The sequence below is a fragment of the Pseudomonas sp. A25(2017) genome (genome assembly GCF_002001065.1).
Classification (GTDB): Bacteria; Pseudomonadota; Gammaproteobacteria; order Pseudomonadales; family Pseudomonadaceae; genus Aquipseudomonas; species Aquipseudomonas kilonensis.
On sequence record NZ_MUOA01000089.1, the window covers coordinates 239,832 to 266,570 of the forward strand.

Annotated in this window: 23 protein-coding genes; 10 read left to right on the top strand and 13 right to left on the bottom strand. The window is 61.6% G+C overall.

The window, feature by feature from the left end; all coding sequences use genetic code 11:
• Positions 1-3 precede the first annotated feature (3 nt).
• Positions 4-2,082, bottom strand: a complete 2,079-nt coding sequence (locus B0E42_RS23550) for a bifunctional diguanylate cyclase/phosphodiesterase (RefSeq protein ID WP_077507741.1) — start codon at positions 2,080-2,082, stop codon at positions 4-6.
• A gap of 401 nt (positions 2,083-2,483) precedes the next feature.
• On the opposite strand from B0E42_RS23550, the gene pncA reads away from it, so the two are divergent.
• Entirely contained in the window at positions 2,484-3,137 is a 654-nt protein-coding gene (gene pncA, locus B0E42_RS23560; protein WP_053189157.1) for a bifunctional nicotinamidase/pyrazinamidase, read from the top strand.
• A 41-nt stretch (positions 3,138-3,178) separates the two neighbouring features.
• Positions 3,179-3,820, top strand: coding sequence for a DUF1345 domain-containing protein (locus tag B0E42_RS23565; protein WP_018605893.1), 642 nt, complete (start codon positions 3,179-3,181; stop codon positions 3,818-3,820).
• A 68-nt stretch (positions 3,821-3,888) separates the two neighbouring features.
• Here B0E42_RS23565 and B0E42_RS23570 read toward each other — a convergent pair whose 3' ends face one another.
• From B0E42_RS23570 to B0E42_RS23590, 5 genes are all read right to left on the bottom strand, one after another.
• On the bottom strand, positions 3,889-5,190 hold the full coding sequence (locus B0E42_RS23570; RefSeq protein WP_077507746.1) for an ATP-binding protein: 1,302 nt from the start codon (positions 5,188-5,190) through the stop codon (positions 3,889-3,891).
• A 4-nt stretch (positions 5,191-5,194) separates the two neighbouring features.
• Complete coding sequence (locus B0E42_RS23575) at positions 5,195-5,896, bottom strand: response regulator transcription factor (RefSeq protein ID WP_018605899.1); 702 nt, start codon at positions 5,894-5,896, stop codon at positions 5,195-5,197.
• A 218-nt stretch (positions 5,897-6,114) separates the two neighbouring features.
• Complete coding sequence (locus tag B0E42_RS23580) at positions 6,115-7,299, bottom strand: pyridoxal phosphate-dependent aminotransferase (protein ID WP_077507749.1); 1,185 nt, start codon at positions 7,297-7,299, stop codon at positions 6,115-6,117.
• Positions 7,300-7,382: 83 nt separating this feature from the next.
• Positions 7,383-8,519 carry a glycerate kinase gene (locus B0E42_RS23585; protein ID WP_077507752.1) on the bottom strand — a complete coding sequence of 379 codons (1,137 nt, stop codon included), beginning with the start codon at positions 8,517-8,519 and terminating at the stop codon, positions 7,383-7,385.
• Positions 8,520-8,823: 304 nt separating this feature from the next.
• The gene (locus tag B0E42_RS23590) at positions 8,824-9,948 is read right to left on the bottom strand and encodes a sugar diacid recognition domain-containing protein (RefSeq protein ID WP_018605943.1); all 1,125 of its coding nucleotides are present in this window, start codon (positions 9,946-9,948) and stop codon (positions 8,824-8,826) included.
• Positions 9,949-10,132: 184 nt separating this feature from the next.
• On the opposite strand from B0E42_RS23590, the gene B0E42_RS23595 reads away from it, so the two are divergent.
• The 3 genes from B0E42_RS23595 (at position 10,133) to rarD (ending at position 13,759) form a co-directional block, all read left to right on the top strand.
• Positions 10,133-11,443: an MFS transporter gene (locus B0E42_RS23595; protein ID WP_053180323.1), complete on the top strand. Its 1,311-nt coding sequence runs from the start codon at positions 10,133-10,135 to the stop codon at positions 11,441-11,443.
• 193 nt (positions 11,444-11,636) lie between these two features.
• A complete protein-coding gene (locus B0E42_RS23600) occupies positions 11,637-12,656 on the top strand; it encodes an aldo/keto reductase (protein ID WP_077507755.1) in 1,020 nt (339 codons plus the stop codon).
• A gap of 218 nt (positions 12,657-12,874) precedes the next feature.
• Positions 12,875-13,759, top strand: coding sequence for an EamA family transporter RarD (gene rarD, locus B0E42_RS23605; protein ID WP_077507758.1), 885 nt, complete (start codon positions 12,875-12,877; stop codon positions 13,757-13,759).
• A 177-nt stretch (positions 13,760-13,936) separates the two neighbouring features.
• Here the strand turns inward: rarD and hppD are convergent, their stop codons facing one another.
• Together hppD and B0E42_RS23615 are read right to left on the bottom strand one after the other, a co-directional pair.
• Complete coding sequence (gene hppD, locus B0E42_RS23610; RefSeq protein WP_018605953.1) at positions 13,937-15,013, bottom strand: 4-hydroxyphenylpyruvate dioxygenase; 1,077 nt, start codon at positions 15,011-15,013, stop codon at positions 13,937-13,939.
• A gap of 248 nt (positions 15,014-15,261) precedes the next feature.
• Positions 15,262-16,206 carry a DMT family transporter gene (locus tag B0E42_RS23615; protein WP_077507761.1) on the bottom strand — a complete coding sequence of 315 codons (945 nt, stop codon included), beginning with the start codon at positions 16,204-16,206 and terminating at the stop codon, positions 15,262-15,264.
• A gap of 227 nt (positions 16,207-16,433) precedes the next feature.
• On the opposite strand from B0E42_RS23615, the gene B0E42_RS23620 reads away from it, so the two are divergent.
• The 3 genes from B0E42_RS23620 to B0E42_RS23630 all read left to right on the top strand — a co-directional run bounded on the left by B0E42_RS23620 (position 16,434) and on the right by B0E42_RS23630 (position 19,653).
• On the top strand, positions 16,434-17,297 hold the full coding sequence (locus B0E42_RS23620) for a LysR family transcriptional regulator (protein WP_053189169.1): 864 nt from the start codon (positions 16,434-16,436) through the stop codon (positions 17,295-17,297).
• 234 nt (positions 17,298-17,531) lie between these two features.
• Complete coding sequence (locus tag B0E42_RS23625; protein ID WP_053189171.1) at positions 17,532-19,076, top strand: EAL domain-containing protein; 1,545 nt, start codon at positions 17,532-17,534, stop codon at positions 19,074-19,076.
• Positions 19,077-19,287: 211 nt separating this feature from the next.
• Positions 19,288-19,653: a histone-like nucleoid-structuring protein, MvaT/MvaU family gene (locus B0E42_RS23630; protein WP_003202992.1), complete on the top strand. Its 366-nt coding sequence runs from the start codon at positions 19,288-19,290 to the stop codon at positions 19,651-19,653.
• 111 nt (positions 19,654-19,764) lie between these two features.
• Here the strand turns inward: B0E42_RS23630 and B0E42_RS23635 are convergent, their stop codons facing one another.
• Positions 19,765-20,292: a DUF4946 domain-containing protein gene (locus B0E42_RS23635; RefSeq protein ID WP_018605975.1), complete on the bottom strand. Its 528-nt coding sequence runs from the start codon at positions 20,290-20,292 to the stop codon at positions 19,765-19,767.
• 195 nt (positions 20,293-20,487) lie between these two features.
• Here B0E42_RS23635 and gloA point away from each other — a divergent pair, with 195 nt between their 5' ends.
• Positions 20,488-21,009 (top strand): lactoylglutathione lyase, encoded by a 522-nt coding sequence (gene gloA, locus B0E42_RS23640; RefSeq protein WP_077507764.1) that lies wholly within the window; start codon positions 20,488-20,490, stop codon positions 21,007-21,009.
• A 279-nt stretch (positions 21,010-21,288) separates the two neighbouring features.
• On the opposite strand, the gene ahpF is transcribed toward gloA, so the two are convergent.
• The 4 genes from ahpF to galU form a co-directional block, all read right to left on the bottom strand.
• A complete protein-coding gene (gene ahpF, locus B0E42_RS23645; RefSeq protein ID WP_077507767.1) occupies positions 21,289-22,851 on the bottom strand; it encodes an alkyl hydroperoxide reductase subunit F in 1,563 nt (520 codons plus the stop codon).
• A gap of 123 nt (positions 22,852-22,974) precedes the next feature.
• Entirely contained in the window at positions 22,975-23,538 is a 564-nt protein-coding gene (ahpC, locus tag B0E42_RS23650; RefSeq protein WP_077507770.1) for an alkyl hydroperoxide reductase subunit C, read from the bottom strand.
• Positions 23,539-23,713: 175 nt separating this feature from the next.
• Positions 23,714-25,072, bottom strand: a complete 1,359-nt coding sequence (gorA, locus tag B0E42_RS23655; RefSeq protein ID WP_077507772.1) for a glutathione-disulfide reductase — start codon at positions 25,070-25,072, stop codon at positions 23,714-23,716.
• A gap of 387 nt (positions 25,073-25,459) precedes the next feature.
• Complete coding sequence (galU, locus tag B0E42_RS23660; protein ID WP_003182953.1) at positions 25,460-26,299, bottom strand: UTP--glucose-1-phosphate uridylyltransferase GalU; 840 nt, start codon at positions 26,297-26,299, stop codon at positions 25,460-25,462.
• Positions 26,300-26,533: 234 nt separating this feature from the next.
• Between galU and B0E42_RS23665 the strand changes: the two genes are divergently transcribed.
• A partial coding sequence (locus B0E42_RS23665) for a hypothetical protein (protein ID WP_077507775.1) occupies positions 26,534-26,739 on the top strand: 206 nt, incomplete at its 3' end.

Sequence of the window (26,739 nt, forward strand, 5' to 3'; positions counted from 1 at the left end):
GTCTCAGACCACCGCCAGGCGTTTGGCCTGGCGAATCTCCTGCAGGAAACGCTCGGCCGGCAGCGGATGACCCAGCAGATAGCCCTGCAGCGAATCGCAGCCCAACTGGGTCAGGAAGTCTTGTTGCACATCGGTCTCCACGCCTTCGGCGACGATCCGCAGGCCCAGGGCCTGGCCGAGGGCGACGATGGCCGAGACGATCGCCGCGTCATCGCTGTCGTGTTCCAGGTCACGCACGAAGCCGCGATCGATCTTCAGCTCGTTGGCCGGCAGGCGCTTGAGGTACATCAGGCTCGAGTAGCCGGTGCCGAAGTCGTCGATGGACAGGTCCACGCCCATGTCCGAGAGCTGTTGCAGCACCGTCATGCTCGCGTCCGCATCGCTCATGGCGGTGGTTTCGGTGATTTCCAGGGTCAGGCTGTTGGCCGGCAGCTGATGCGTTTCCAAGGCCTTGGCCACGCTCTGTACCAAACCGGTATGGCAGAACTGCAACGCCGACAGGTTCACCGCAATGCGCCAGTCGGTATAACCGAGCACGTACCATTCGCGCATCTGCCGACAGGCCTCGTTCAGCACCCATTCGCCGATGGGGATGATCAACCCGGTCTTTTCCGCCAGGTCGATGAAGGTGTCAGGCATCAACAGGCCCTGGGTCGGATGGGTCCAGCGCAACAAGGCCTCGGCCCCGACTGGACGGCCGTTGGCCGCGTCGAACTTGGGCTGGTAATACAGGCTGAACTGCCGCTGCTCGAGGGCCAGGCGCAAGTCTTGCAACAACTGCAATTGCTTGCGGGCGTTGCTGTTCATCGAGGCGTCGAAGAAGCTGTAGCCGTTTTTGCCGGCGCCCTTGGCGTGGTACATCGCCGCGTCGGCGTTCATCAACAGTTCGTCGGCGCTCTGGCCGTTGCCAGGGTAAACGGCGATGCCGACGCTGGCAGAAATCTGCAAGTCATGCTCAGCCACCCGGAACGTGCGCCCGATCAAGCCGACCTGACGTGCCGCCAGTCGCAAGGCATCGTCCGGTTCGGCCAGTTGCACCAGCAGCACGAACTCATCACCGCCGATCCGCGCCAGGGTGTCCTGGCTGCGCAGGTCTTCGCGCAGGCGCAGGGCCACGTCCCGCAGCAACAAATCGCCCATGTGGTGACCAAAGGCGTCGTTGACCGGCTTGAAACCATCCAGGTCGATGAACATCAGGGCGAAGCAGCCACCCTGCCCTTGCACACGGTGCATGGCCTGATCGATACGATCAGCCAGCAATACCCGGTTGGGCAGTCCGGTGAGGGGGTCGTGCAGGGCCAACTGGGTCAGTTCCCGGTTGGCCAGGGTCAGCGATTGCGCCAGCTCCGCAGTGCGGGCTTCCAGGCGCGCATCGAGAATCGACGTCAGCAAGGCGATGGCCAGCACCGCCAGGGTGGTGATCAACACCAGATTGTCCAGGCCCTTGCCGCTCAAGCCGTCCAGGGAGCCACAAAAGCTGCCGTCGCTGAACCGCGCGCCGGCCATGCCGGTGTAGTGCATGCCGACGATGGCCATGCCCATGACCACCGCTGCACCTGCGCGAGCCAGACGCACATGGGGGGTGTTCTGGCGCAGGCGAAAGGCAATCCACAACGCCGCCGCCGAAGCGCCGACGGCAATCACCAGCGAAGCCCCGAACAGCGTCGGATCATAGTCTATGCCTGGCTGCATTCGCAGCGCGGCCATGCCGGTGTAGTGCATGGTGCTGATCCCGGCCCCCATGATCAGCGCACCGAAGGCCAGTTGCCACGCCGGCAATCGTGGCTGGCTGACCAGCCACAGGGCAAAACCGCTGGAAAGAATCGCGACCAGCAGCGACAGCGCGGTGATCGATATGTCGTAGCCAAGCTCCACCGGCAAGCTGAACGCGAGCATGCCGATGAAGTGCATGGACCAGATGCCCACCCCCATCGCCAGCGCGCCCCCGGTCATCCATAAATGCGTGGCACGCCCCTGGGCGGTCGCGATCCGCCCGGCCAGGTCCAGCGCGGTGTAGGAAGCCAGCACGGCAACGAACAAGGAAATCGAAACAAGGGCGGGGGAATAACTGCCGATGAGCATGGTTTTTTTCTCGTAACTGGAGAACCGGACTGCTTCCATGCCCGGTTGAAGGCCGGCGATTGTACTGAATCGTGACAGGGACGCACGAACCAAATGTCAAAAAGCCATCAACGCTGGGATATTTTCGACGAAAGACACATCGTCGATTTTTCAGAACTCACAGCTATTTTTCAGGCAAGTACGAATTCCCCTTGTGGGAGCGGGCTTGCTCGCGAAAGCGGTGGGCCAGCTTACATTAATGTTGAATGTCACGACGCCTTCGCGAGCAAGCCCGCTCCCACAGGAATCTGTGTCGTCATGAAGCACGCGACCAACACAAGACCTTGTGAGCGCTTGCGGACAAACACCTGGCCCACGCCATTCAGCTATTATCGAAAAACCACTTCAAGGAGGATTCATTCATGGGCGTTCCCGCCAACCGGGCTTTGACCACCGCGCTGGTAGTAATCGATGTACAGAACGACTTCATCCCCGGCGGCCAATTGGCCGTGCCGGGGGGCGATGAGATCGTGCCGCTGATCAACCAGCTCGGCCATTCATTCAGGCACGTCGTCCTTGCGCAGGACTGGCACCCGGCCGGGCACGCCTCGTTTGCGTCCAGCCACCCGGGCAAGCAACCGTTCGACATCGTCCAATTGCCCTACGGCGAGCAGAAACTCTGGCCCGACCACTGCATACAGGGCAGCAACGGCGCCGCGCTGCACCCGGCACTCGACCTCGCCCATGCCAAGCTGATCATTCGCAAGGGCTGCAATCCGGACATCGACAGCTATTCAGCCTTCATGGAAGCGGACCACCAGACCCCTACCGGTTTGACCGGCTACCTCAAGGAACGCGGCATCGACACGGTGTACCTGGTGGGACTGGCCCTGGATTTCTGCGTGATGTTCTCGGCGCTGGATGCTCGGTTGGCGGGGTTCAATGCGGTGGTGATACTGGATGCTTGCCGGGGCATCGATATCGACGGCTCGATGGAGGCGGCAATCCGACGGATGCAGGAAGCAGGCGTGCAATTGATCGAGTCCAGCGCGATAGACGGTCGCCCCTTCGCTTGATCGCTCATACTAGCCGCCTCCCCTCTGGACAGTGAGTCTCCATGCCCTTCCTCGCCCGCACCCACCCGCGTCTGTCCAGCGCCACGGTCCTTGGCCTGGCGGTGGGTATCCTGGTTCCCGTGGACTCGATCATCAGCAAGATCCTGATCGGCTGGAATGCCGGCGTCTGGACCTATCTGGTGCTGATGTCCTGGCTGACCGTGCGGGCCAAGGCGCCCGACGTCCGGCGCATCGCCGAAATCGAAGATGAAAATGCCGGGCTGGTCCTGCTGGTGGTCTGCATCGCAGCGCTGGCCAGCCTGGCAACCATCACCCTCGAACTGGCCGGCAGCCGCGACCTGCACGCGGCCGGCAAGCTGTTGCACTACGGCTTTACGGCAATGACCGTGATCGGTTCCTGGTTGCTGATCGGGGTGATCTTCAGCGTGCACTACGCGCGGTTGTATTACACCTGGGAAGGCAAGGAGCCGGCGTTGCGGTTTGCCGAAGGGCTGACCACGCCCAACTATTGGGATTTCCTGTATTTCTCTTTCACCATCGGCGTGGCGGTGCAGACCTCGGACGTGGGCGTCGCCACACGGCAACTGCGCAAGATCGTCCTGGCGCAATCGTTGATCGGGTTTGTGTTCAACACGGCGATCCTGGGGTTTTCGATCAATATTGCGGCGGGGTTGTTTGGGTGAGGAAAGTTGGGGGCCACTTCGTGCCCCAGCGGGGATAAATCCCCTCGCCACAGAGATCGCACCGAGGCTCAAGCGGGTGTTGGCAGCCACAGCCTGAAGCGCGCGCCACCCAGTGGCGAGGCTTCGGCGGTCAGTGTACCGCCCTGGGCTTCCAGGGCGCGGCGGCTGATGGCCAGGCCGAGGCCGAAGCCGCCGGTGGCGCGGTCGCGGCTGCGGTCCAGGCGGTAGAACGGCTCGAACACGCGTTCGCGTTCGCTGTCGGGAATGCCGATGCCATCGTCGTCGACCCAGATCTCACAGCCTTGATCACCCACCCGCACACCGACCTGGATGCGCTTTTCGCAATAACGCATGGCATTGCGCAGCAGGTTCTGCAACGCCCGGGCGGTCAGGCGTGGGTCCAGCACGAAACGCTCCAGCGCCCCATGCAACAGCACGTCGATCACCACGTCTGGCGCCGCCAGGTCTTCGTCGACGCTACCCAGGATACTGTCGATGAACTCGTCCAACGCCACTTCAACCCGATCGGGCAAGTGTTGCGGGTTCTGTAAACGGCTGTAGGACAGCAGTTCCAGCACCAACTCATCCAGCTCGCGAATGTGCGCCACCAACCCTTGCAGGCGCTCGCGACTGGCCGCCGGCAGGTCATCGGACAGCGCCAGGGCCAGGCCGAAGTCGAGCCGGGTCAGTGGCGTGCGCAGTTCGTGGGACACGGCGTTGAGCAGGTCCCGCTGTTGGTTGAGCAGGTTCTCGATGTCCCCCGCCATCGTGTCGAACACGTGGGCCAGGCTGCCGATGTTCGAACTGGAGGCAATGTGCGTACGCTCACCCAGATGACCTTTGCCAAAACGCTCGGCGGTGCGCCTGAGGCGTTCCAGGTCGCGCCAGTGCGGCCGCAACCAGAGCAACAGGCAGGCCAGCATCGTCGCGCCGATCAACACGTTGATGCTCCAGTACAACCAGCTGACGTCGGCCGGGTCCGGCGGCACGACCATCTTCACCGCCGTGCGCCCGTCCAGCGGCGCCGCCGCCAAGGTGCGCCAGGCCCAGTCACCGATACGCACCACGTTCTCGCCGCGCTTGAGACGCGCCTGCTCTGCGGCACTGAAGCCGCCGTCATCGACCGCCGCCAGCTCGATGCGCAGCGGCTCGAACTCCTTGTCCATCTGCGCCGCCAGCGCCGGCCACTGCTCGCTGGGCACGGCACGGAACTGCTTGACCATCAAGGTTTGCAGGCCACGGGAATAATCGAGGTTGTAAGTCATGAAACGGTCTTGGAACAGGCGGATCACCAGTTCCGGCATCAGGTAGATCGCCGCGCTGTAGGACACGATGGTGACCAGGTAAAGGCGGATCAGCAGCTTCCACATCGGCTCAGCATTCCCACTCGGAACGACTGAACAGATAGCCCTTGCCCCACACCGTCTTGATCTTGCGGGCTTCGTCGGCGTTGTCGTCGAACTTGCGCCGCAACTTGGAAATCGCCACGTCCACCGAACGGTCGGTGCCGTTGAACTCGATGCCGCGCAGGCGCTGCAGGATCTGGTCGCGGCTCAGCACTTCGCCGGAATGCCGGGCCAGCACCACCAGCAGGTTGTATTCGCCGCTGGACAGCTCCACCGCTTGTCCGCGCCAGGTTACGGTGCGCTCGGACAGGTCGATGCACAGGTTGCCCATGAGGATGCGGTCGTTGACCGTCTGCGGTTCGGTGAGGCTGCTGCGGCGCAACAAGGTACGCACCCGTGCCAGCAATACCCGGGGCTCGCAAGGTTTGGTGACGTAGTCATCGGCGCCCATTTCCAGGCCCAGGACCTGGTCGTGGCTGTCGTCCCGGGCGGTGAGCATCAGGATCGGCAAGGTCGCCGAGTCGGCCCGCAGCAGGCGGCAGACTTGCAAGCCGTCCAGCCCCGGCAGCATCAGGTCGAGAATCACCAGGTCCGGCGGATCGACACGCGCCCGTTCACGCACGTGATCGCCACGGCTGAGCACGCTGACCTGATAGCCGTTGCGTTCCAGGTAACTGGCGATCAATTCGGAGAGTGCGGTGTCGTCTTCGACCAGGAGGATGTTGGGCATGGGTGTTTCCAGAAAGTGCTGTGGCGCCTGGTTGGGCCTCATCGCGAGCAAGCTCGCTCCCACAGGGGCCTGAGTCGCACTAAAGACTCAATGTGGGAGCGAGCTTGCTCGCGATGGCGATACCACAGGCGCAGAAAATCTCAAGCTGCCAAGGATATACGCCCTCGCTCATCGACGAGCAAAACCCTTACACAATTTCACACAGCCACTACAAAACGTTACCGCTGGGCCCGCAGCAGCTGCGCCGCACACGAGGCGATCCGTTGGCACGCATCCGCCAGCTTCACCTGATCGACCACCAGCCCGAGACGGATATGCCCTGCCGCACTGGGCCCGAACGCCTCGCCGGCCAACACTGACACGCCGTAGTCGTCCAGTAGTCGCTCGGCAAATGCCTGGGCATCGAGGCCGGTCCGGCGCACGTCGACCATCACGAACATGCCGCCATCGGGCCGCACCGGCTTGAGGCCTGGGCTGTCGTCGAGCATGGCGCAGACCAGGTCCCGGCGCTGGCGATACTCCTCGTGCATCTGCGCCACTTCCGGCAACTCCTGCTCCAGCGCTACTTGGGCGGCCCGTTGCACGAAATCCGGCAGACCAAACAACATGCACAAGGACAGGTTCGCCAGATGGTCGGCGAGGGATTCAGGGCCGATGACCCAGCCAATGCGCCAGCCGGTCATGGCGTGGGATTTGGACAGGCTGTTGATCGTCGCGGTGCGCTCGGCCATGCCCGGCAGGCTGGCCGGGCTGATGTGTTCGCCGTCGTAGAGCAAGTCGCTGTAGACCTCGTCACTGATCAGCCACAGGTCATGTTCGATGCACAACCGGGCCAATGCCTGCCAGGTGGACATCGGCAGGCTGGCGCCGGACGGGTTGTTCGGGCTGTTGAGCAGCATCGCCCGGGTACGCGGGGTCACAAGACGGGCAACGTCCGCAGGCTCGACCCGAAAACCGTTCTCCGGGCGGACCGCCACCGGCACCACTTTCGCCCCGCAGGCGCCGAACACCGCCTCATAGGTGACATACATCGGCTCGGCGACGATGACTTCGTCGCCAGGGTTGAGCAGGCATTGCGCGACCGCATACACCGCGCACTGCGCCCCCGGCAGTACGACGACCTGCTCGGCCCCCGCAGGCTGGCCGCAACGCAGGCGATGACGCCGGGCAATGCTGGTCCGCAAGGTGTGCAAGCCGCGGATGTCCGAATAATGGGTCTCACCGGCCCGCAGGCTGCCCACGGCGGCGTCGACAATGGCGCGCGGGGTGTCGAAGTCCGGATCACCTACTGACAGCAACAACACATCCATGCCCTGTTCGCGCATGGCCAGCGCCCGGTCGTGAATCTGCCAGGCGGCGGCACCATCGCCAGTGATGCGTTGGGTTAAAGCTGAGAAGCGCATGTATCTCTCCTGATTGCGCGATATCCAGCCTCAACCCTATCTCAAATTCAATCCTGTGTGAGCAAAGGTTGCTCCCACAGGTGCTATCGGGCCGCCACCCGCCAAAGCCGTGCAACGTCCCGGGCGCGCTCGCTCAGCAGGCGCGAGGCGTCGGCGCAGGCTTGCTGCAAGGTCATCGGCCCGCTGGCCAGGGCGAAGGCGGCGTCGATGCCGTGTTCATACAGCGCCGGGTAACCCTCCCCCAGCGTGCCGGCAATGACCACCACCGGTACACCGTGCTGGCGGGCGATGCGGGCCACGCCGAAGGGGGTCTTGCCGCGCAGGGTCTGGGCGTCGAGACGGCCTTCGCCGGTAATCACCAGGTCGGCGCCGTTGACCGCCTCGGCCAGCCCGGTCAACTGGGCGACGACGTCCACGCCGGTACGAAACTGCGCGCCCAGGAACGCCTTGGCCGCGAACCCCAGGCCACCGGCGGCGCCGCTGCCCGGCTCGTCGCGCACATCCTTGTTCAACGCCCGTGCGCAGTGTTCGGCGAAATGCCCCAAGGCCCGGTCCAGCGCCTGCACTTGCTGGGCAGTGGCGCCCTTCTGCGGACCGAAAACCACGGACGCGCCATGGGGACCGCACAACGGGTTATCGACATCGGCGGCAATCTCGAAGCTGACCTGGGCCAGGCGCGAGTCGAGGTCGCTCAGGTCGATGTGCGACAGGTTCGCCAAGGCCAGGCCACCGGGAGGAAGGGGTTGGCCCTGGTCATCCAGTAACACCACGCCCAGGGCCTGCATCGCCCCGGCACCGGCGTCGTTGGTGGCACTGCCGCCGATCGCCAGGATCACCCGGCCGGCGCCCTCATCGAGGGCAGCGCGAATCAGCTCGCCAGTGCCATAGGTGCTGCTGGAACAGGCGTCGCGTTGCTCCGGCGGCACCCGTTGCAAGCCACTGGCCTCGGCCATTTCGATGATCGCGGTGCGGCTCTCGGCCAACCAGCCCCAGCGCGCCTCGACGGCGACACCCAACGGACCGCGGACCCGGGTGCGGCGCCACTCACCGTGACAGGCCGCCAACACCGACTCCACCGTCCCCTCCCCGCCGTCGGCCATCGGGCATTTGATCAACTGCGCATCCGGCCAGACCTCGGCCAGCCCCTGGGCGATGGCATCGGCGACGCCCTGGGCGCTGAGGCTGTCCTTGAACGAGTCGGGGGCGATGACTATTTTCATATTATTCTCCGGTTCCGATGCACAGCATGCTGCCAGTTGACCGCAGCCGTGACGCCGGTCCGCTGCACAAAAGGCACTGGGCATTATTGTTCAAATTCACAAATACCGGTTTTCCAGGAAGATTCAGGTTGAAGCTGCCGGCCTCATCGCGAGCAGGCTCGCTCCCACACAGGCCTGCGTGAACTCAGGATCTGCATACAACACAGACCTATTGTGGGAGCGGGCTTGCTCGCGAAGGTGGTGCATCAGTCGACTTCAAGGCTGCTGACACGACGCCTTCGCGAGCAAGCCCGCTCCCACAGTTTTATATCGGTGTGCTCTCGGTCTGGGGCAATAGTTGCACCCCCAGGTACAACGCCAGCATCCCGTCCAGGCGCAATGGGTCCACGCCGCTGAGTTCGGCGATGCGTTCCATGCGGTAGCGCAGGCTGTTGCGGTGGATGCCCAGGGCGTCGGCGCAGGCCTGGCTCTGGCCGTCGTGTTCGCACCAACTGCGCAGGGTGGCGAGCAACTGGCCGTTGCTGTCCTTGGCGATGACCTTGCGCAACGGGGTCAGCAATTCGTCCAGCGCGTCGTCGCTGCGATGGCGCCAGAGCAGCACCGGCAGGCGATAACGGTTGAGCGCCAGCAGGCGCGATTGCGGCAACACATCACGCCCGTAGGCCAACAAGTCCGCCACCCGTCGATAGCAACGCCGCAAGCCTGCCAACCCTTCAGCCTGACCACCCACGGCGATCCGCAGGATGTTCCAGCCCAACCCATCGAGCTTGCCCAGCAACCGCTCGTTCTCCACCGAGGCGGTGACCGGCCGACACCACAATAAGGAAGATTTGGACGAGGTCAGGCACCAACTGTCCGGGTAGCGCGACATCAACCACGCGCTCAACGTCTCGACGGTCTGCCCGGGCCCATGTTCCAGGCCCAGTTCGAACAGATACGGCACCCGCGACAATTGCGGTTTGAGGCCCATTTGCCGGGCTTCGTCCAACAGCCGTGGCGAATCCCCGGCATCGCCCAGCAGCAACGCCAGCAAGTCATCGCAGCGCTGCCGGCGCCATTGCTGCTCGGCCTGCTGGTTGCGCTGGCCCACCAGCATCTCGGCGGTCATGCGCACCAGCTCGGCGTAGGTACGCAGTTGCGCAGGCTCGCCGGTGATGCCCAGGACGCCGATCAGTCGTTGATCGAGCATCAGCGGCAGGTTGATCCCCGGCTGCACGCCCTTGAGGTGCATCGCGGTGTGCTCGTCGATTTCCACCACCCGGCCATTGGCCAAAACCAGTTGCGCGCCCTCGTGACGGGTATTGACCCGCTCGCGCTCGCCGCTGCCGAGGATCAGGCCCTGGTTGTCCATGACATTGACGTTGTACGGCAGGATCGCCATCGCCCGGTCGACGATGTCCTGCGCCAGGTCGTGATCGAGTTCGAACATGGGCGGTGTTCCTTGCAGGCGGCGTGGATTGTTGTTGTTGGCATGGGTTTGGTCAGGCGCACAGGGTCTGCATTCAAACCCTGTGCTCGGGCACAAAGACACGGGCCCCTGGGCTGGCCGAGACTCAAGGGGCGGTCAACGTTACCCCTTGGCTCGCCAAAATCATAATAAAGAGAGACCCGCCATGTCCCAGAGCGCAATAGCCCTCCTGGCTACCCCCGACGAAAAAAATACCGTCTACAAGCGCATCACCCTGCGCTTGATCCCGTTCATTTTCATCTGCTACCTGTTCAACTACCTCGACCGGGTCAACGTTGGCTTCGCCAAGTTGCAGATGCTCGACGCTTTGAAATTCAGCGAAACCGTGTACGGCCTCGGTGCCGGGATCTTCTTCATCGGCTACGTGCTGTGCGGCGTGCCGAGCAACCTGGCCCTGACCAAGTTCGGTCCGCGGCGCTGGATCGCGCTGATGATGATCACCTGGGGCACCCTGTCGACGTGCCTGCTGTTCGTCACCACCCCCACCGAGTTCTATACCTTGCGGCTGTTCACCGGCGCCGCCGAGGCCGGGTTCTTCCCTGGCGTGGTGCTTTATCTCTCGCAATGGTTCCCGACGTTCCGACGGGGCCGGATCATGGCGTTGTTCATGTCGGCCATCCCGGTGTCCGGCCTGCTGGGCAGCCCGTTTTCCGGGTGGATCCTCAACCACTTCGCGGCCGGCCAGGGCGGCCTGGCGGGTTGGCAGTGGATGTTCCTGCTGCAAGGCATTCCGACGGTGATCCTCGGGGCGCTGGCGTTCTTCCTGCTCAGCGACACCTTCGCCAACGCCAAATGGCTGACCGACCAGGAGCGCGACGTGCTCACCGCCGACCACGCCGAAGACCTGGCCAACAAACCAAAGACCGCCACCGACTCGCTGTTGGCGGTGTTCAAAAACCCGGTGATCTGGGCCTTCGGCCTGGTGTACTTCTGCATCCAGAGCGGCGTGTACGCGATCAACTTCTGGCTGCCGTCGATCATCAAGAGCCTGGGTTTTGGCGATAACCTGGTGATCGGTTGGCTGAGTGCAATCCCGTACCTGCTGGCGGCCGTGTTCATGTTGCTGGTGGGCCGCTCGGCGGACCTGCACAAGGAGCGCCGCTGGCATCTGGTGGTGCCGATGCTGATGGGCGCCGTCGGGCTGCTGATCGCCGTCAACTTCGCCACCACCCCGGCCATCGCCATCATCGGCCTGTCCATCGCCACCATGGGCGCCCTCACCGGCCTGCCGATGTTCTGGCCGGTGCCCACCGCAATGCTCAGCGCTGGCGCGGCGGCCGGTGGGTTGGCGTTGATCAACTCCATGGGGCAGATGGCGGGGTTCCTGAGCCCGTACCTGGTGGGTTGGGTCAAGGACGCCACCGGCTCGACCGACGCGGCGCTGTACCTGTTGGCGGGCGTGATTGTCTGCGGCAGCCTGCTGGCGTTGCGCATGACCCGCACCCTGCGGGCCTGACACCAATCCCTTGTGGGAGCGGGCTTGCTCGCGAAAGCGGTGTATCAGTCAATATCAATGGCGACTGACACGACGCCTTCGCGAGCAAGCCCGCTCCCACAGTTGATTTGGGGGCGTTTGAGAATTCTATTTGATCCACGCGACGGTTCTGGTATTTGATTGAGCCTTTCCCCATGGATAAAAGGATCTTGTCATGAGCTACCGCACGCTAGGCCATTCCGGGTTGCAAGTCTCGACGCTGACCCTGGGCACCATGATGTTCGGCGAACAGACCAGCACCGAGGATTCGCTGCGGATCATCGACAAGGCCTGGGACCAGGGCATCAATTTCATCGACACCGCGGACGTCTACACCAACGGCCGTTCCGAAGAGATCGTCGGCGAGGCGATCGCCCGTCACCGCCAGGAATGGGTGCTGGCCACCAAGGTCGGTTTCGGCCCGCCGGACGGCATGCCCAACCGCAGCGGCCTGAGCCGCAAGCACATCTTCAATGGCATCGAGGCGAGCCTGACGCGCCTGGGCACCGATTACCTGGACATCTATTACCTGCACCGTGAAGACCACAACACCCCGCTGCACGTTACTGTGTCGGCCATCGGCGATTTGATTCGCCAGGGCAAGATCCGCTACTGGGGCCTGTCGAACTACCGTGGCTGGCGCATCGCCGAAGTGATCCGGATCGCCGACAGCCTGGGCATCGACCGACCGGTGATCAGCCAACCGCTGTACAACATCGTCAACCGCCAGGCGGAAACCGAGCAGATCACCGCGGCGCAGAACTACGGCCTCGGCGTGGTGCCGTTCAGCCCCCTGGCCCGTGGCGTGCTCAGCGGCAAATACGCACCGGACGTGGCGCCGGACGCCAACAGCCGTGCCGGACGCCAGGACAAACGCATCCTGGAAACCGAGTGGCGGGTCGAGTCCCTGCGCATTGCCCAGCAGATCCTGCAATACACCCAGGGCCGGGGCGTGGGCATCGTCGAGTTCGCCATCGCCTGGGTGCTGAACAACAGCGCCGTGACCTCGGCCATCGTCGGGCCGCGCACCGAGGAGCAGTGGGATTCGTACACCAAGGCGCAGGCGGTGAAGATCAGTGCGGAAGATGAAGCGTTCATCGATTCGCTGGTGACGCCGGGGCATGCTTCGACGCCGGGGTTCAACGATGTGAGCCATTTCGTGCCGGGGCGGGTACCTGTGGGGAGCAAGGCTTAGTGGGAGCAAGGCTTGCCCGCGATGAACGATAATGCGGCTCACCTGTTGAACCGCGGCGTGACTATCGCGGGCAAGCCTTGCTCCCACAGGTTTTGCTACCGCAGGCCTTGTTCCCACAGGTTTTGCTACCGCAGGCCTTGTTCCCACATGACTCGCTCCCACAACCAACAACCCTGCCACAGGTAAGGTGTTGATTGATCGCCCTCAAGAGAATCACCGTGTCCAAAGGCATCGTTCTATCGGTCTCGGCCTCCGCGCTGTTCGCCGTCATGTACTACTACACCTCGTTGCTCTCACCGCTGACCGGCGTGGAGATCTTCGGCTGGCGCATGCTGCTGACGATGCCGTGCATGACCGCCTTCCTGCTGGTGACGCGGGACTGGCACCTGGTCACGGCGCTGATCCAACGCCTGATCGCCACGCCACGGCTGTTGATCGCGGCGATCGCCTCGTCGGCATTGATGGGCGCGCAACTGTGGTTGTTCATGTGGGCGCCGCTCAATGGCTACAGCCTGGACGTGTCGCTGGGGTACTTCCTGCTGCCGCTGTCGATGGTCCTGACCGGACGCATGGTCTATGGCGAACGCCTTTCCTACCTGCAGAAAGTCGCCGTGTTCTTCGCCACCCTTGGCGTGTTCAACGAGTTGTACCAGGTGGGTGGTTTTTCCTGGGCAACCTTGCTGGTGGTGATTGGCTACCCGATCTATTTCATCCTGCGCAAACGCATCAAGACCGACAACCTGGGCGGCCTCTGGCTGGACATGACCCTGATGCTCCCCATTGCGCTGTGGTTCGTGCAAAGCGGCGAACAGGGCCTCGACGTTTTCGATCAATACCCGTGGTTGTCGCTGCTGATCCCGGTGCTCGGGGTCATCAGCGCCAGCGCGCTGGTGTCCTACATCGTCGCCAGTCGATTGCTGCCGTTCAGCCTGTTCGGGCTGTTGAGTTATGTCGAACCGGTGCTGCTGCTGGGCGTTGCGCTGCTGTTGGGCGAAAGCATCAAGGCCGGTGAATGGCTGACCTACATCCCCATCTGGATGGCGGTGGCGGTGCTGGTGTTCGAAGGGTTCAAGCACTTGGTGCGGCAGCAGCGCAGGGCCTGAGCCTACATCGAACCTGTGGGAGCGGGCTTGCTCGCGAAAGCGGCGTGTCAGGCGCCATTTATATCGACTGATACACCGCTTTCGCGAGCAAGCCCGCTCCCACATTCGGGACTGCATCGGCAACAAAAAAAGCCCGCCCGGCATCACTGCCGGGCGGGCTTTTTCATGGATCAGGCCTTACTCGGTCGCCAGCACACCACGACGCACCTGGTCGCGCTCGATGGACTCGAACAGCGCCTTGAAGTTGCCTTCGCCGAAACCATCGTCGCCCTTGCGCTGGATGAATTCGAAGAACACCGGCCCCATCAGGGTTTCCGAGAAAATCTGCAGCAGCAGGCGCTTGTCGCCCTGCTCGGAAGCACCGTCCAGCAGAATGCCCCGCGATTGCAGTTCATCCACCGGTTCGCCGTGGTTCGGCAGGCGGCCTTCGAGCATTTCGTAGTAGGTGTCCGGCGGCGCGGTCATGAAGCGCATGCCGATGCTTTTCAGGTGATCCCAGGTCTTGATCAGGTCGTCGGTGAGGAAGGCCACGTGCTGGATGCCTTCGCCGTTGAACTGCATCAGGAACTCTTCGATCTGCCCGGCGCCCTTGGACGACTCTTCGTTCAACGGGATACGGATCATGCCATCCGGGGCGGTCATGGCCTTGGAGGTCAGGCCGGTGTATTCGCCCTTGATGTCGAAGTAGCGGATCTCGCGGAAGTTGAACAGTTTCTCGTAGAAGCCGGCCCAGTAGGCCATGCGCCCGCGATAGACGTTGTGGGTCAGGTGGTCGATGATTTTCAGGCCCGCGCCCACCGGGTTGCGATCAACGCCCTCGATGAACACGAAGTCGATGTCATAGATCGAGCTGCCTTCGCCAAAACGGTCGATCAGGTACAGCGGCGCACCGCCGATGCCTTTGATCGCCGGCAGGTTCAGCTCCATCGGGCCGGTCTCGATGTGGATCGGCTGGGCACCGAGTTCCAGGGCACGCTTGTAGGCCTGTTGCGAATCCTTGACCCGGAACGCCATGCCGCACACCGAAGGACCGTGCTCGGCGGCAAAGTACGAGGCCACGCTGTGGGGTTCGTTGTTGAGGATCAGGTTGATCGCGCCCTGGCGATACAGGTGCACGTTTTTGGAGCGGTGGGTGGCCACTTTGGTGAAGCCCATGATCTCGAAGATCGGCTCCAGGGTGTTGGGGGTCGGGGATGCGAATTCGATGAATTCGAAGCCCATCAGGCCCATGGGGTTTTCGTATAGATCTGCCATGTCGGCGCCTCATCATTGCTCAATTAACAAAAAACGTTAGTTGCTGGCGATGCTGAGGACACGGGGCGGCGCGCAGGAAATGCCACGAACGCTGCGGGCGAGGAAATCGCCATAGATCAGTTGAAACCCAAGTATCTTCATTGTCGACCCAAGGCTCTTGTGGGCGAGGCTTCTGCTGCCAGAAGACGTTATTCTTATATGCGTAACTCGATTCTACACAGCGTAACCAGGTTTGTCCGCCTTCTGTATCAAATCGCCTTTTCCTTCGACCGCGCAAGGGGTTTGTTGCACAGGAAAATCCCCACCAGGATCACGCCCCCGCCGACACACATCAAGGCCGTGAGCCGTTCGTCCAGCAGCAGCGCCCCCAGCAGTACCGCCGTCAGCGGGTTGAGCGCGATGAATACGCCGGAGCGGGTCGCGCCAATCCGACGAATGCCGTCGTACCAGGCGATATAGGCCAGGGCCGAGCCCAGCACGCCGAGGTACAACAGGCTCAGCCATTGCTCCACGTCCAGGCCGCGCAGGGCTTCAACGCGGACTTCTCCCGCAGCTATGCAGGCCAGCCACAACATCAGCGTGCCCAGCAGAATCGAGCAGGTCACGGTCTGCAAGGGGCCGAGGCTGTCGTTGAGTTTTTTCGAAAACAGCGAATAGATGCCCCAGCCCAGTACGCAGCCAAAAATCAGCAGGTCGCCGACCCAGCCCTGCGATGCGCCTTGCAACAAGGACGGATCACGACTGACGATCACCAGCCCCGCCCCACCGATGCAGAGCACGATGCCCGCCACTTTCAAGCGGCTCAGCCGCTCCTTGAACAACCACCAGGACGCCAGCCCGATCACCGCCGGGTTCAAGGCCACGATCAGCGAGGCCCGCGACGCATTGATGTACTGCAAGCCATAGAAGAAGCACAGGTTGTAGAAAAAGATGCCGAAGAACCCCAGCGCAGCCAACTGCAGCCCCTGCTTCACACTGGGTCTGACCAGCGGGATCCCGGCCAGGGCGAGAAACGCCAGCAGCGCGATACTCGCCAACAGGAACCGCAGGCTGGCGGCAAACATCGGCGCCAGGGCATCGGCAAGGATCCGGCCGGCCACGAAGGTCCCGCCCCAGATCATGGTGACCATGGCGAGCTTCAGGTAGACCGGTAGGTCTGACGGGGTTGGGAGGGTTTGTTCGAGGGTTTTCATGGTTGCACCACGGCACGCTAATGAGAACAACGCAAAACCTGTGGCGAGGGGGATTAATTGTGGGAGCAAAGCTTGCTCGCGATGAAGGCGGCGCGATTCAACAGGCAAACCGAGTCATCGTTCGTCGCGAGCAAGCTTTGCTCCCACAGTGAAATCCCCTCGCCACAAGGTGCTGGATACCTCATTATTTGCCTCATGCCTGATCATCGTAAAATGAGTAATCCCTCATGACCCTCACCCAACTCGAAATCTTCTCCCTGGTCGCCGAGCTGCGGGGGTTCACGGCGGCGGCCACACGATTGGGCATCGGCCAGTCAGCGGTATCCCACGCCATCAAGTCCCTGGAACAAGAATTGGGTGTGGAATTGCTCAGGCGTCATCAATCCCAGGTGGAACTCAGCGACATTGGTCAGCAATTGCTGCTGCGGGCCCGGGCCATGCTCGGGCTGGCCAACACCTTGCGCCAGGAAGCCGCCGATGCCCGGGGTATGCGCCGCGGCACCTTGCGCATCGGCTCGTTCGGGCCAACGTCATCGATGAAACTGTTGCCCGGTATCCTGCGGCGCTATCGAGACTTGCATCCCGGCATCGAAGTGCACATCGACGAAGGACCCGACAGGCAGGTCCTCCAGTGGCTGGACGAACGGCGGATCGACGTCGGCTTCGTGGTGCTGCCCGAGGAGCGTTTCGATACGTTCATGCTGATGGAAGATCAGATGGTCGCCCTGCTGCCCACTCACCATCCCCTCGCCGCCCAGGCCAGCCTGAGCCTCAAGGACCTGTGCAACGAACCCTTCGTGCACACCGAGGCGGGATCATCGGAGCTGGTTTCGCGCCTGTTCAATGCCGCCCGGCTGACCCCGAACGTGCGTTTCCGTTGTTCGCAATTGCTCAGCACCCTGGATATCGTCAGGCGCGGTGAGGCGGTGAGCGTGGTGTCCGAAGGCTCGTTGCCGGAGGGCGAAAGCCTGGGTTTCGTCGCACGCCCCTTGTCGCCGCGAGTGCCACGGCAGATTGGCCTGGCAGTCCTGGACAGCCGCCAGGCCTCGCCCGCCACCCTGGCGTTTATCGAGCTGGCCCGGCAGTCATGAGCCCGGCATCAAACCTGGGGGAGCCTGGCATTGAACCTGTGGGAGCAAAGCTTGCTCGCGATGAAGGCACCTCGGTTCTCCAGGTGGACCGCATGATCGTTCATCGCGGGCAAGCCTTGCTCCCACAGACCTCGCTCCACAGTCATGCTGCGGTCAGCAAGCACCCGGCAAGCCATCTATCATGGTCGGCATCCGACGATTCACCCTCACCCCTTTTCTTCTCAGGTTGTGCCGATGCCCTTGACCGCCACCCGCTCGCACACCCGGCCCCGTCGCTATCTCGTCACCCTGCTGTGCGGCCTGGTACCGATGCTGTCAGGGCTGGCCATTTTGTACATGCAGGCCGAACGGACGCTGGCGCAACACACCCGGCAAACCGCCGAGGAACTGGTCAGGCAGATCGAGCTGATGCTCGACAACACCGCCTTGGCGGCCCGTGAACTATTGCCCCTGGCCGGCCAGCCCTGCGAAGCGGTGAAGCTGGCCTTACGCGAACAAGTGACGCGCCGGCCCTTTGTCCGTTCGACCAACCTTATCTGGGACAACAACCTCTATTGCAGCTCGCTGTTCGGTGCCTTCGAGGAACGCGTCAACCCGAGCGACTACCATCAAGGCAGCTTGTGGCTCATGGGCGGCAACCCGGTCACGCCGGACACCGCGCTGCTGATTTACCGGCTCAACGAGGGCCATCAAGGCGCCTTGGCCACGCTTAACGGGTACCACCTGACGAACGTCTTGCACTTGATCGGCCGCCAGACCCGGCTAAGGCTGCAAGTCGGGACGAACTGGCTGGCGGCGGACGGCAAGGTCCGGCCAGCGCCCATGCCCGGGCTGCCGGTCGCCCAGAATGAACTGGGGTCATCGCGCTATGCCTTCAATGTAGAAGCCGGCTTCGACGAGGGCGAGACCTGGCGCTACATGGCCAGGGAATATCCGCCGCTGTTCAGCTTGCTGATGTTCTTCGGCGTCGTGGCCGGGATCCTCGGGCACTGGCTGCAAAAACGCGCCTCCTCGCCCAGTCGTGAACTGCAACGGGCCCTGGAAGCCGGCGAGTTCGTGCCCTATCTGCAACCGATCGTGCACAGCGACAGCAAACGCTGGGCCGGCGTCGAAGTGCTGATGCGCTGGAACCACCCCAAGGAAGGCCTCGTTCACCCCGACCTGTTCATTCCATTCGCCGAACACAGCGGCCTGATCGTACCGATGACCCGGGCGCTGATGCAGCAAACCATGCACCTGCTGGCACCGCTGGCGCCTCAACTCGAAGCGCCGTTTCATGTTGGCATCAACATCACCGCCCGCCACTGCCAGGATCTGGCGCTGGTGGACGATTGTCGCGAATTTCTCGCCGCCTTCGCGCCCGGTACGATTGCCCTGGCGCTGGAGTTGACCGAGCGCGAGTTGATCGAACCTACGCCCGTTACCCGGCAACTGTTCGACCAGCTGCGGGAATTGGGCGTCAAGATCGCCCTCGACGATTTCGGCACGGGTCATTCCAGCTTGGCGTACGTGCGCCAGTTCAACGTGGACTTCTTGAAGATCGACCAGAGTTTTGTCGCGAGGATCGGTGCCGATACGCTGTCACGGCACCTGCTCGACAGCATCATCGAACTGTCGGGCAAGCTGGGCCTGGACATGGTGGCCGAGGGCGTCGAAACCGTCGAGCAAAGCGACTACCTGAGCGCCCATGGGGTGAACTTTCTACAGGGTTATCTATTTGGTCGACCGATTAGCGGGCAGGCGTTCATTGAGACCTTGACCGACCTTAATGGCAGTTAACCGCCGCCGATCTATTGACGACGATGCCCAACTGATAAAAAATTTTGCTGTTGTTACATAACGAAAAAGTTACGATTTACACTTTCCAGATTAACTACTACAATTTTTCTACCTGTGCCAGATAGCAGGAGAGTCATTAACACCAAGGCGCTCGGCTTATAGCTTTGTTTGCGGTTGGTATCAGCCAAATATTTTGAATGGAGTAACGATTTTGTCCAGACTCGCTGAATTTCGTGCAGCCGAAAAGGCCCTTCAAGAACAGCTCAAGCAGTTGGAATCACTGAAGAACGATGCCGGGCTCAAGAAGGAAATCGAATTCGAGGAAAAGCTCCAGGGACTGATGAAAACCTACGGCAAGAGCCTGCGCGACATCGTCGCGATCCTCGACCCGAACCCGTCCAAGGCGAGCCTGCAATCGACCAAACCCATCAAGACCCGCCGTGCGCGAGTGGTAAAGGTTTACCAGAACCCGCACACCGGCGAGTTGATCGAGACCAAGGGCGGCAATCACCGCGGCCTCAAAGCCTGGAAAGAACAGTACGGTGCAGCTACCGTCGATTCCTGGTTGCGTGGTTGACAGTGCGTGGTTGACAGCCCCCATGATGCAAAAAAAAGCCCTGAATACACTCAGGGCTTTTTTATGGGCTAAACTTTTGGATTAAACCCCGAGCGTATTACGCTGACGGCGTTATAGTTTCAAACTGTTTCGCACCGACTGTATTTCATCCTGGCTTTCAACAAACACCTGCGCCTGCCCTGCATAGGACAGCACATAAGCCTTGCCCTCATTTAGTGCCGCGACGAGTGCCTGAGACAATACATGTCGTCCGTTTTGCGTGATCGTGCAAGTGGTTTCCAATGCAGTTACGCCGCCCAACATGGAAGCATGGATCTTATTGCACACACTTTGGTAACCGCCCTGGAAAAAATCCTTCTGGATCGATTTGCGCATTTCCAGCAACACGCCTTGCAAGTTGACCTGATGATCGGGTTCTACGGTGGTCGTGGTCAATTCCATGACCATCACCGCATTGCCTGCCGAATCGCTCTTGGTTGCACGTTGTCGCAAGGGGCCCGGCGCCGCGGCGTCGGCGGGCAGTGGCTCGACAACCCAGCCTTGGGGCCAGGCGATCTGCGGTTCGTCCGCCTGGACGCCGCCGACACTCGCAATGCAGGCAAACAGCAGGACAAACAGCGAAAGGAACGGTCGAATCATTGCGTTGGCACTCAAGGGCGAATCGTAAAGTCTGAAGCCCGAGGCAGAAGCAGGCAATAGCCACACGCGGTTTGGCGACACCGCGCCCCTTGCGTATCATGCTCGCACCTGCAAGGAAGCCGTCTGACGCAAGCCCAGGAACCGTCGCAACCACGCTTGCGACGCCGTTTGCCCCACTTATTTTCCGGAGGGCCCATGAGCCTGCACGAACTCAATACTTTCCCTGGCGTCACCGCACAACCTGATGCCGCCACGACCCAGTTCGTCTTCAACCACACCATGCTGCGCGTCAAGGACATCACCCGGTCCCTGGACTTCTACACCCGCGTGCTGGGTTTCTCGCTGGTGGAGAAACGCGACTTCCCGGAAGCCGAGTTCAGCCTGTATTTCCTGGCACTGGTGGACAAGAGCCAGATCCCGGCGGACGCGGCGGCGCGGACCGAATGGATGAAGTCGATCCCTGGCATCCTGGAACTGACCCACAACCACGGCACCGAAAGCGACCCGGCCTTCGCCTACCATAACGGCAACACCGACCCACGCGGCTTCGGCCATATCTGCATCTCGGTACCGGACGTCGTCGCCGCCTGCGAGCGCTTCGAGGCACTGGGCTGCGATTTCCAGAAACGCCTGAGCGACGGCCGCATGAAAAGCCTGGCCTTCATCAAGGACCCGGATGGCTACTGGGTTGAAATCATCCAGCCTGCGCCGCTGTAAAACTCTCCACCGTCCATTGTGACAGCGCGATAGCGGTTTGCCTGTCGACAGTGATGCTGGATTTGAGGGCCTCTTCGCGAGCAAGCCCGCTCCCACACTGGATCGCTGTCGTACGCAAAACCTGTGAACGACGCGGTCCAGTGTGGGAGCGGGCTTGCTCGCGAAGGAGGCAACTCGATATAACAGGGTGAACACTACGCCTGCCCCACAGACAATGCGCAAACATAAAAACCCCATGAGCCAGGCCCATGGGGTTTTGTTTTTTCCGCTATCGACTTTTCAGGCCGGCGCAGAGGTACGGATCAGGTGGTCGAAGGCACTCAGCGAAGCCTTGGCGCCCTCGCCCACGGCAATCACGATCTGCTTGTACGGCACGGTGGTCACGTCACCGGCGGCGAACACGCCAGGGATCGAAGTTTCACCCCGGGCATCGACGATAATCTCACCCCGCGGCGACAGCTCGACGGTGCCTTTGAGCCAATCGGTGTTGGGCAACAGGCCGATCTGCACGAAGATCCCCTCCAACGCCACATCCCGCACGTCACCGCTCGGACGGTCCTTGTAGCGCAAGCCATTGACCTTCTGACCGTCTCCAGTCACTTCGGTGGTCTGGGCGTTGGTAATCACCGTCACGTTCGGCAGGCTGTGCAGTTTGCGCTGCAATACCGCGTCGGCACGCAATTGCACATCGAACTCCAGCAACGTGACGTGGGCGACGATACCGGCCAGGTCGATGGCCGCCTCGACGCCGGAGTTACCACCGCCGATCACCGCCACGCGCTTGCCTTTGAACAGCGGACCGTCGCAGTGCGGGCAGTACGCCACGCCCTTGTTGCGATACTGCTGTTCGCCCGGCACGTTCATTTCACGCCAGCGGGCACCGGTCGCCAGGATCACGGTCCTGGCCTTGAGGCTCGCACCGCTGGCGAACTTGATTTCATGCAGCCCGCCGTCCTTGCCTGGCACCAGGCCGTCGGCACGTTGCAGGTTCATGATGTCCACGTCGTACTGCTTGACGTGTTCTTCCAGGGCGACGGCCAGTTTCGGCCCTTCGGTTTCCTGGACCGAGATGAAGTTCTCGATGGCCATGGTGTCGAGCACCTGGCCGCCGAAACGTTCGGCCGCCACGCCAGTGCGGATGCCTTTACGGGCCGCGTAGATCGCCGCCGAAGCACCGGCCGGGCCACCGCCGACCACCAGCACATCAAAGGCATCCTTGGCGCTGATTTTCTCGGCCTGGCGTTCGATACCACTGGTGTCGATCTTGGCGAGAATCTCTTCCAGGCCCATGCGGCCCTGGCCGAAGTTCACACCGTTGAGGTACACACTCGGCACGGCCATGATCTGGCGTTCATCGACTTCAGCCTGGAACAGCGCGCCGTCGATGGCGACGTGGCGAATGTTCGGGTTCAGCACCGCCATCAGGTTCAGCGCCTGGACCACGTCCGGGCAGTTCTGGCACGACAGCGAGAAATAGGTCTCGAAGTTGAACTCGCCCTTGAGGGAGCGGACCTGTTCGATGACGTCGACACTGGCCTTCGAAGGGTGACCGCCCACTTGCAGCAAGGCCAACACCAGCGAAGTGAATTCGTGGCCCATGGGAATGCCGGCAAAACGCAGGCTGATATCGGCTCCCGGGCGATTCAACGAAAACGAAGGCTTGCGCGCATCGCTGCCGTTATCGAGCAAGGTAATCTGATGGGAAAGACTGGCAACGTCTTGGAGTAACGCGAGCATTTCCTGGGATTTCGCACCGTCGTCGAGGGAGGCGACGATCTCGATCGGCTGGGTGACCCGTTCCAGGTATGACTTCAACTGAGCTTTAAGATTGGCGTCCAACATACGGGCGATTTCCATTTTTTGAATTCAGAAAAAACAACGCCCGAGCGAATCTCGCCCGGGCGTTTTGTGGGGCGAAGCGGCTTACTTGATTAAGAGCGGATCGCCCTCGGATGACTCACAGACTTAGATCTTGCCGACCAGGTCCAGGGACGGAGCCAGGGTGGCCTCGCCTTCTTTCCACTTGGCTGGGCAGACTTCGCCCGGGTGAGCGGCAACGTACTGAGCGGCCTTGATCTTGCGCAGCAGCTCGGAAGCGTCACGGCCTACGCCGCCGTCGTTGATTTCAACGATCTTGATCTGGCCTTCCGGGTTGATCACGAAAGTGCCGCGGTCAGCCAGGCCAACTTCTTCGATCAGCACGTCGAAGTTGCGGGAGATAACGTGGGTTGGGTCGCCGATCATGGTGTACTGGATCTTGCCGATGGCTGGCGAAGTGTTGTGCCAGGCAGCATGGGCAAAGTGGGTGTCGGTCGATACGCTGTAGATCTCGACGCCCAGTTTCTTGAATTCGGCGTAGTTGTCAGCCAGGTCTTCCAGCTCGGTTGGGCAAACGAAGGTGAAGTCGGCTGGGTAGAAGAACACGACAGACCACTTGCCTTTCAGATCGGCGTCCGATACCGGAACGAATTCGCCGTTTTTGAAAGCGGTAGCGTTGAACGGTTTAACTTGGCTGTTGATGATAGGCATCGATGTTTCTCCATCAGGGTTGAAAAGTTGATGGAGGGAATCTTAACCACTCGTCCCCGGGCTGGCTCATTGGCAAACCTCATGCGAATGATTGGTTTTGGCTATGAGCAGCTAAGTAGATAGAAGAAAACCTAATAGGGCGAACAACCTCGCTCGCCCTATGTTCGCCTGGCGATCAGGAGGCTACGGGCGTGCGCATGGTGACAAACTCCTCGGCGGCGGTCGGATGCACGCCGATGGTTTCGTCGAAATCGCGCTTGGTGGCGCCAGCCTTGAGCGCAATGGCCAGCCCCTGGACGATTTCACCGGCATCCGGCCCGACCATGTGGCAACCCAGCACCTTGTCGGTCCGGGCATCCACCACCAGTTTCATCAGGGTGCGTTCCTGGCATTCGGTCAAGCTCAGTTTCATCGGCCGGAAGCGGCTTTCGAAAATCTCGACCTCATGCCCCTCCTCCCTGGCCTGCTCTTCGGTCAGGCCAACGGTGCCGATGTTCGGCAGGCTGAACACGGCGGTGGGAATCATCCGGTAATCCACCAGGCGATACTGCTCGGGCTTGAACAGACGTCGCGCCACCGCCATGCCTTCGGCCAGGGCAACGGGGGTGAGCTGGACGCGACCGATCACGTCGCCAATGGCGAGGATCGACGGTTCAGCGGTCTCGTATTTTTCGTTGACCTGGACAAAGCCCTTCTCATCCAGCGTGACACCGGTGGTTTCCAGGCCCAGGTTGTCGAGCATCGGCCGCCGACCGGTGGCGTAGAACACGCAATCGGTGAGCAACGTTTTGCCATCCTTGAGCTCGACCCTGAGGCTGCCATCGTCCAGTTTTTCGATGGACTTGATGTCAGCGTTGAATTGCAGGTCCAGGCCACGACGGGTCAGTTCTTCTGCCAGGTGCTTGCGCACCGCACCGTCAAAGCCGCGCAGGAACAGCTCACCGCGATAGAGCAAGGACGTCTGCGCGCCCATGCCGTGGAAGATCCCGGCGAACTCCACCGCAATGTAGCCACCGCCCACCACGATGACGCGCTTGGGCAGTTCCTTGAGAAAGAACGCCTCGTTGGAGCTGATGGCATGCTCGCGCCCCGGAATGTCCGGGATCACCGGCCAACCGCCCGTGGCGATCAGGATGTGCCTGGCGGTGTAGCGCTGGCCGTTGATCTCGACCTCATTGGGCCCGGTCAACCTGGCATGCCCTTCGTGCAGCTCGACGCCGCTGTTGACCAGCAGGTTGCGGTAGATGCCGTTGAGGCGATTGATTTCCCGGTCCTTGTTGGCGATCAACGTGGCCCAGTCGAAACTCGCCTCGCCCGCCGTCCAGCCATAGGCCGACGCCTGCTCGAAGTCCTCGGCGTAATGCGCGCCGTAGACCAGCAGTTTTTTCGGCACGCAGCCCACGTTCACGCAGGTACCGCCCAGGTAACGGCTTTCCGCCACGGCCACCTTGGCGCCGAAACCGGCGGCAAACCGCGCAGCCCGCACACCACCGGAACCGGCGCCAACCACATACAAGTCAAAATCGTAGGCCATTCTCTATCTCCTTCGGCAGATCATCAGCATACCTGCTGTTTTCACCTGAGGCAGCGTTGCGATGGTTATGGGGGTGGAAAACGGAAAAGCCAGGTGGCCAGGCGCGAGTGCCCTCCTGTAGCGTAATGATTACCTAAGGCCTACCTCATTCCTGTGGCGAGGGGATTTATCCCCGTTGGGCTGCACAGCAGCCCCAAAATCCAGATGCAATCAGCCTGATACACCGCAGTTGCAGGCTTTAGGGCTGCTGCGCAGCCCAGCGGGGATAAATCCCCTCGCCACAGGGTTCTGTGTGTTTTTCACACTGAGTGAAACTGCTGGAGGGTTTTCCAGATAAAAAAACGCCCCGAACCAGTCGGGGCGTTTTTCAAGGCGTGGCGCAGGCTATCAGTAAGCCTTGCCCGTCTTGTAGAAGTTCTCGAAGCAGAAGTTGGTCGCGTCGATGTAGCCTTCGGCGCCACCGCAGTCGAAACGCTTGCCTTTGAACTTGTAGGCCATGACGCAGCCGTTCTGGGCCTGTTTCATCAGGGCGTCGGTGATCTGGATTTCGCCGCCCTTGCCTGGCTCGGTCTGTTCGATCAGGTCGAAGATGTCCGGGGTCAGGATGTAGCGACCGATGATCGCCAGGTTCGACGGCGCGTCTTCAGGTTTTGGTTTTTCAACCATGCTGTGAACGCGGTAGATGTCGTCGCGGATCATTTCGCCAGCAATCACGCCGTACTTGTTGGTTTCCTGCGGATCGACTTCCTGGATCGCCACGATGGAGCAGCGGAACTGCTTGTACAGCTTGACCATCTGGGTCAGGACGCCGTCGCCTTCGAGGTTGACGCACAGGTCGTCCGCCAGGACCACGGCGAACGGTTCGTCACCGATCAGTGGGCGGCCGGTCAGGATCGCGTGGCCCAGGCCTTTCATTTCGGTCTGGCGGGTGTAGGAGAACGAGCACTCATCCAGCAGCTTGCGGATGCCGACCAGGTATTTTTCCTTGTCGGTGCCCTTGATCTGGTTTTCCAGCTCGTAGCTGATGTCGAAATGGTCTTCCAGCGCGCGTTTGCCGCGGCCAGTCACGATGGAGATTTCCGTCAGGCCCGCATCGAGGGCTTCTTCGACGCCGTACTGGATCAGTGGCTTGTTCACCACCGGCAGCATTTCTTTGGGCATGGCTTTAGTCGCTGGCAGGAAGCGAGTACCGTAACCGGCTGCTGGGAACAAGCATTTCTTGATCATATAAGTCCTTGAAAAGGCGGTGTGTACGAGTTTCGGCGCAGTCTAATCAGGCGACGGGCACCTTACAATGCCCGCACTGGCCAACCGGTGCCATCATAGAGAAATAAAAAACGGCGGATAGTTCAATCGCCTTTCGTTTCGATGGCTGCAGCGGACCCACTGTACGCCAGTAGGCGCTGTTTGCGAGCATTTGACGTATCATGTCGTCCTTGATCACGCCAATGAGGCAGCTAGATGTCGGCAACAAGAAACGCAAACGGTTATTCGGTCAGCCAGGGCAAGGACGGCCAGTGGTGGATTATCAACTACCACGGCGAGCAAGTCGCCGGTCCCTTGCCTAGCAAGGCCATGGCAGTGGAAGTGGCTGCGGTATTCCAGGACGAACGCGCGGCTCCGGCGGCGAAAGAACGCGACACCGCCCCCGCCCGCAGCCCCCGCCG